This is a genomic window from Arthrobacter sp. 35/47 (assembly GCF_000520475.1).
In the GTDB taxonomy this organism is placed as follows: Bacteria; Actinomycetota; Actinomycetes; order Actinomycetales; family Micrococcaceae; genus Arthrobacter_D; species Arthrobacter_D subterraneus.
The window spans coordinates 138,225-144,057 of the sequence record NZ_KI914592.1; the positions used below are offsets into that span (position 1 = coordinate 138,225).

8 protein-coding genes are annotated in these 5,833 nt (G+C 66.8%); 3 read left to right on the forward strand and 5 right to left on the reverse strand.

Translation table 11 applies throughout. The features are described 5' to 3' along the window. Positions 1-25: 25 nt before the first annotated feature. The 3 genes from X803_RS18435 to X803_RS0107315 all read right to left on the reverse strand — a co-directional run bounded on the left by X803_RS18435 (position 26) and on the right by X803_RS0107315 (position 2,042). The gene (locus X803_RS18435) at positions 26-1,240 is read right to left on the reverse strand and encodes an AI-2E family transporter (RefSeq protein WP_051470555.1); all 1,215 of its coding nucleotides are present in this window, start codon (positions 1,238-1,240) and stop codon (positions 26-28) included. Between the two features lie 72 nt (positions 1,241-1,312). Further along, complete coding sequence (locus X803_RS0107310) at positions 1,313-1,633, reverse strand: DUF202 domain-containing protein (RefSeq protein WP_035778240.1); 321 nt, start codon at positions 1,631-1,633, stop codon at positions 1,313-1,315. Between the two features lie 7 nt (positions 1,634-1,640). After that, on the reverse strand, positions 1,641-2,042 hold the full coding sequence (locus X803_RS0107315; RefSeq protein WP_026544638.1) for a YidH family protein: 402 nt from the start codon (positions 2,040-2,042) through the stop codon (positions 1,641-1,643). Positions 2,043-2,268: 226 nt separating this feature from the next. Between X803_RS0107315 and X803_RS18440 the strand changes: the two genes are divergently transcribed. The 3 genes from X803_RS18440 (at position 2,269) to X803_RS21825 (ending at position 4,492) form a co-directional block, all read left to right on the forward strand. Further along, positions 2,269-3,363 carry a VIT1/CCC1 transporter family protein gene (locus X803_RS18440; RefSeq protein WP_035778187.1) on the forward strand — a complete coding sequence of 365 codons (1,095 nt, stop codon included), beginning with the start codon at positions 2,269-2,271 and terminating at the stop codon, positions 3,361-3,363. A 159-nt stretch (positions 3,364-3,522) separates the two neighbouring features. Next, positions 3,523-4,251 (forward strand): hypothetical protein, encoded by a 729-nt coding sequence (locus tag X803_RS20995; protein ID WP_051470557.1) that lies wholly within the window; start codon positions 3,523-3,525, stop codon positions 4,249-4,251. Positions 4,252-4,279: 28 nt separating this feature from the next. Further along, positions 4,280-4,492 carry a hypothetical protein gene (locus X803_RS21825; RefSeq protein WP_156929997.1) on the forward strand — a complete coding sequence of 71 codons (213 nt, stop codon included), beginning with the start codon at positions 4,280-4,282 and terminating at the stop codon, positions 4,490-4,492. Here the strand turns inward: X803_RS21825 and X803_RS0107335 are convergent. Both X803_RS0107335 and X803_RS0107340 read right to left on the reverse strand, forming a co-directional pair. Next, on the reverse strand, positions 4,480-5,421 hold the full coding sequence (locus X803_RS0107335) for an NAD(P)/FAD-dependent oxidoreductase (protein ID WP_026544639.1): 942 nt from the start codon (positions 5,419-5,421) through the stop codon (positions 4,480-4,482). The two genes, X803_RS21825 and X803_RS0107335, sit on opposite strands and share 13 nt — an antisense overlap. A 36-nt stretch (positions 5,422-5,457) precedes the next feature. After that, complete coding sequence (locus X803_RS0107340) at positions 5,458-5,703, reverse strand: hypothetical protein (protein WP_051470558.1); 246 nt, start codon at positions 5,701-5,703, stop codon at positions 5,458-5,460. Positions 5,704-5,833: the final 130 nt, after the last annotated feature.

Genomic DNA, 5,833 nt, shown 5'->3' on the forward strand with positions numbered 1-5,833 from the left:
CTGCACCTCCGGGCAGTTTCCGGGCTTATTGTTTTCCCACGTTGCTGTCCGCCTCCGCCGCGTCCGAATCCGCCGCCCCGCGGGCGTCCGCCTCGCGAGCGTCCGCCTCGCGGGCGTCCGCCTCGTGCGCGTCCACCGACCCGGAGCCCGGTTCCGCGTCCAGGTCCGGGTTGTCCTCACCCGTCCACACCTTGATCGCCGCCCAGGCTACGGCGGCAACCGGCACGGACAGTATCGCCCCGATGATCCCGGCCAGGATGGTGCCGGCGGTCAGGGCCAGCAGGATCACCAGGGGATGGATGCTCAGGGAGCGGCCCATGACCACCGGCTGCAGGAAGTTCCCTTCCAGCTGGTTGACCACCACGACGGCGAGAATCACCATCAGCGCCACGAACGGCCCGTTGGCCACCAGGGCAACCAGCGCGGCGAGCGCTCCCGCAACGGTGGCGCCGACCAGCGGAACGAAGGCGCCGACAAAGACGATCACGGCAAGTGGCAGCGCCAGCGGCACCCCGAGGATGAACAGGGCAAGGCCGATGAAGATCGAATCGACCAGGGCGATGATCGCCGTTCCGCGGACGTACCCGCCAAGCACCTCAAGGCTTCGGAATCCCACCTGGCGGGCTTTGCGGAGCCTCTCTCCCTTGAAGCCGCGCAGCATGAACGCCCAGATCCTGTCGCCGTCCTTCAGGAAGAAGAAGAGGATGACCGCCATGAGCAGTGCGCCGGTGATGAAGGTGCCGGCGGCGGTGAGGCCGGAGAGCGCCGTTGATCCTGCGGTCGCACTAGTAGCGAAGTCGACCAGCGCTTGACGCGCCTCCTGGATCTGGGCCTCGTCCACCGGCAGCGGACCGGTGCGGATGAAGTCGTAGACCTGGTCGAACCCCTCGTTGGCGCTCGATACCAGTTCGTCGAACTGGCCTCGCACCGCGAAGACTATGCCGGTCACCACACCGCCCAGGACGCCCAGCAGCAGGAAGAAGGCAAACGCCGTGGCGAGCGCACCCGGCCAACCATTGCGGCGCAGCATGTTGACGAGCGGGCTGATGGCGGCGGCCAGGATCAGTGCCAGGAGCAGCGGGATGACCACCAGCCGCACCTGGATCAGCCCGTACACCGACACCACCAGCGCCGCGATCAGCAGCAGCAGCTGCGCGCTGCGGATGCTCGCCCTGCCCAGACCGTCTTTCCACGGGCTCGATCGGTACTGTGCTGCACTGGTGTCGTCTCGGTACTCCACGGGCGCTTCTTCCTTGCTGGGAGAGAGCCTGCTCAGCGCAGGCGGATTCGCTACTACCCTACGTGCCGGTCTCTAGAGCGGCAGGAACAGCACGGTGTAGATTCCCAGCGCGCCCATGGCGGCCACCGCCAGCGAGGTGCACAGCACCGCGACGACGTCGGCGTCCAGCTGGCCCCGTGACACCCCGGCGACACTCCGCGCATACCGCCGGCGCTGGCTTCCATAGATCCCCATCGCCGCTGCCAGCGCCGCCGCCACCAGCGCTACCGCAAACCACCCGTGGTCCGGCACCCACCGCAGGAACAGCAGGCTCGAGCCGACCAGCGCCGTCAGTGTCCTGCCCCAGGCCAGGGAGGTCCGTTCCGGCTGCAATCCGGGGTCCCGGTCCAGCATGGTCACCTCAGGTGCCCCTCACCAGCACAAACACGACGACGACGGCGGCAACCGCCGACCCGCCCAGTGCCAGCAGCGGTGCCAGGAACGGCAGCGGCAGCGGGGTCCCGTGACGCATGGCGCGTTCCACGTTGATCCACCGGAAACAGGCCACTGAGGAAATGATCATGGCGAGCAGCAGCAACAGCACCGCGAGGGTGGTGCGCAGCTCCGGAACGAAGATGTCGGTGGTGAAGGCCTCCACGGCGATCCCGCCGGCCATCAGTGCCAGCGAGGTGCGGATCCAGGCGAGGAACGTGCGCTCGTTGGCGAGGGTGAACCTCGCGTCCGGTTCAGTGCCCCCGCGCAGGACGCGCCGTGCGAGGCCGCTCCGGCCGCCGCCGTCGTCGTTCTTCCGTGCGGTATCCACCGCTTCATCCTAGCCAGAGCGCGGCCCGGCACCGGGAACGGGTAGGATGGATGTTTGCGAAGGGGAGTAGTTCCGGAGCGTGTGCTCCGCGGCCTGTCGACATACTGGCACTCAGTGATGATGCCCGGCAGTCCACCGCATCAGCGGCGAACGAGACCTTCGGCCATGCGTTAGTTAATGGCCGGAGCCCCCAACAGCCCTGGCCGTGGAATATCAGGAGCCGGCTTTGACCCCCCAGGGAACCCGAACACCCGCTGATATCAAGCGTTGGCGCCAGTATCTGGCGGACGAACGCGCGGAAGCTGCCACCTACCGCTACCTGGCGCGGAAGCGCGGTGGCGAGGAGCGGGACATTCTGCTGGCGCTCGCCCAGGCGGAAGGCCGGCACGAACAGCACTGGCGCGCCCTCCTGGGGGACGACGTCGGCAAGCCCCTTCGCCCGTCCCTCCGCAACCGGGTGCTCGGCTTCCTTGCCCGCCGGTTCGGCTCGGTTTTTGTGCTGGCGCTGGCACAGCGGGCGGAGGGCCGCTCCCCCTACGCTGAGGACCCGTCGGCCACCAACGCCATGGCCGCCGACGAGCAGATCCACGAAGAGGTTGTCCGCGGCCTCGCAACGCGCGGGCGTAACCGGCTCTCCGGCAATTTCCGGGCGGCGGTGTTCGGTGCGAATGACGGTCTGGTGAGCAATCTCGCCCTGGTCATGGGGATCGGCGCAACAGGGGTTTCGAGCGCGTTCGTGTTGTTCAGCGGCATTGCCGGGCTGCTCGCCGGCGCGCTGTCGATGGCCGCGGGTGAGTTTGTGTCGGTGCGGTCGCAGCGGGAGTTGCTGACGGCGTCGCGCCCCACCCAGGTCACGCTGACCGCCGCCAAGGAACTCGATATCAACGCCAACGAACTGGTACTGGTCTACCGTGCCCGCGGAATGTCCCCGGAGGCGGCCGAGCACCGCGCGGCGGAACGCATGGGGATGTTCAGCTGCGACTGTGATCCGAGCCTGTCGCTGCAGCCGGAACGGAAGGAACCCCAGGACGAGCACGAGAGCGTCGGCAGTGCCGTCGGCGCGGCGGCGTCGAGCTTCTGCTTCTTCGCCTCGGGCGCCATCATCGCCGTCCTCCCCTACATCTTCGGGCTTACGGGTATCGCGGCGATTGTGACCGCCTGCGTGCTGGTGGGCCTGGCGCTGCTGGGGACCGGCGCCGTCGTCGGACTGTTGTCCGGAGCGTCGCCGCTGAAGCGCGCGCTGCGCCAGCTCGCGATCGGCCTCGGAGCAGCCGGTGCCACCTACCTCCTGGGACTGGTGTTCGGGGTGTCTGTCGCCTGATTTGGTGAGCGGCATATAACGGTTCGCTTACGTGACCGTTCCGTGCTGTCGGGGAATCAATTCAGGCGGTAGCGTCCGCTGTGGGGGATGCAGCACTGCAGGGTTCTTGCCGGGCGATTCTCCGCCAGGTTCCATCCGCTTCCTCACGAAAGTACGCCCTTGTCCAAGCTGCCCTCCATTGTCACCCTCGCTGTGATTGCCGGCCTCCTCGCGGGCTGCTCCAACGCTGCCAACGAACCAGCCGCTGAGTCCGCCTCGGCATCCGCTGCGGCGTCCGAGCCGGCGTCCGAGTCGGCGTCACCGTCCGCTGAACCGACTGCGGAGGACACCAGCTCGGCTGAACCCGAGTCCGCTGAGCCCACAGTAGAGCCGAGCCCCGAGCCGGCGTCAGAGCCTGCCGTGGAGGCTCCCGCTGGGCCGGCTCCGACCCTTGAACCGCTGCCGGCCGGCCCGAATGACCCGTTTGTGCCACCGCCGCACGGTGAGCCGAACCCGCTCGCGCCGGTCACCCCTGGGATCCCGGGAGTTCCTCACTCCAGCAAGGAATACTTCGAGTGGGTGAAAGTGACTCCGGTTCAGGGCGAAGTTGAAACGGCTCCAACGGCGACCATCCGGCAGGGCGAGACGCTGGCCGTCATGGGGGACGGCTACGCTCCGGGGCAGCGTGTCTATGTCATGCTCGGCTGGCCCAACACCGACTACAACTACATCGTGGAGCCGGCCACTGCGGTCGCAGACCAGAACGGCTACTTCATCTACCCTGTGGCCATCGGGACCAATGTGCCGCCCCGCGACTACGTTGTCATGACGGTTCCGCTTGACGTTGACGCTGATACGAGGGAAACGCTTAAGCGGTACCACAACCTCATCATCACCCCCGCAGAGTAAGGTCGCCGGTTCGGTGGTTCGTCGAAGGGTGTTCAAGGAAGGCGCCTGGCAGTCCCTGGAACCGATGGACCAGGGTATGGTTCTCGGGCTGCTTGGCGGCGCGGTACTCGCCCTGGCGATGTGGCAGCTCCCCTGGATCGCCGTGGGAGTGGTTTTCGGCATCGTGATCGGTCATGTGGTCGGCCGCCGGCGAAAGCGACAGAGCCCCCGCCTTCCCCAGGGTCTTATTTATGAGCCTTGAACAACGCACTGTCGAAGCTGTCCGGTTGCAGCCGCGACGTCGTCGTCGATGAGCGCGGCGTTGACCGCCACTGCAAGCCGGTAGGCGTCCCCCGCCGCAGTAATCACCTGCGCGGCAGGATCTGCGGCGTTTCCCACCGCCCACACCCCGTCAACGCTGGTGCGGCCGGTTTGATCCGTGCTGACGCAGCCGTTCTCGTCGGTCCGGCACTCCGGCACCTGCACGATCGAAGTGTCGACCGTGGCGTCGGGTTCGTAGAACAGCGCCTCGCAGGCGTGCAGGTCACCGTTGCCCATCCGCACCCCGGCCAGGGAGCCGGAGCCACCGACCAACGCCCGCACCCGGCCTTCAACCACTTTCACTCCGCGGGAAGCAAGAGCGTCGGCGGCTTGCCCGTCCAGGCCTTCCATCCCGTGGGTGAACAGGGTGACGTCGGTCGAGAACTGGCGGACCAGCAGCGCCTGCTGCACCGAGGATTCTCCCGTTCCGAGCACGGCCAGCGCCCTGTCCTGATGCTCCCAGCCATGGCAGTACGGACATTGGAACAGGCCTCTGCCCCACCGCTGGTCTGCTCCTTCGATCTCCGGCAGGACATCCTTCAACCCCGTCGCGAGAATGATTTGACGGGCGGTCAGGAGGCGTCCGTCAGTCAGCTGTACGCACCGGTCCGGTCGGACTTCCTGTGCGATCGCGTCAACGAGTTCCACGCCGTAACTCCGTACTTCCTCACGTGCCACTTCGAGGAATCTGGCTGGAGGAACGCCGTCACGGGTGAGATACCCATGAATATGCTCCGCCCGTACGTTGCGTGGCTGCCCTGCGTCCACGACGGCGACGCGGCGCCGTGCACGCCCCAGAAGGAGGGCGGCACTCAGTCCCGCCGCGCCGCCGCCGATAATGACGATGTCGTACTTGTCCTCCGCGCTCATGCGCGCAGGGTTCTCACTGTTGCCAGTGCCATGAAGCTAGGTGGAGACGTCATTTTCGATGTCTTCAGCCAGGTCATCGACCTTCTCCGGGCGCAGGTGGACGCCGGCCTCATCGAGCCTCTCCTCGAGGACATGGGTGACGTCATCCTCCACATGACCCAGGCGGATCTCGGAACGCACGTCCTCCACAACATGCTCGACTGTCTCCTCCTGCTGCTCTGGAGAGTCGGCGCCGAGCGGTTCCCGGCCCGCATCAGCGGTCTTTCCCACTTCGTTTGCCATTGCAGATACTTCTTCCTGATTGAGCGGGAACCGTGCTCAGCGCGGCTGGGCCGGGTTGGTGGGAACACCCTGAGACGGCGGGTTGATAGGTGGACCGGTGGTTTCCGGGCTTACCGGCGACCCGCCTCGG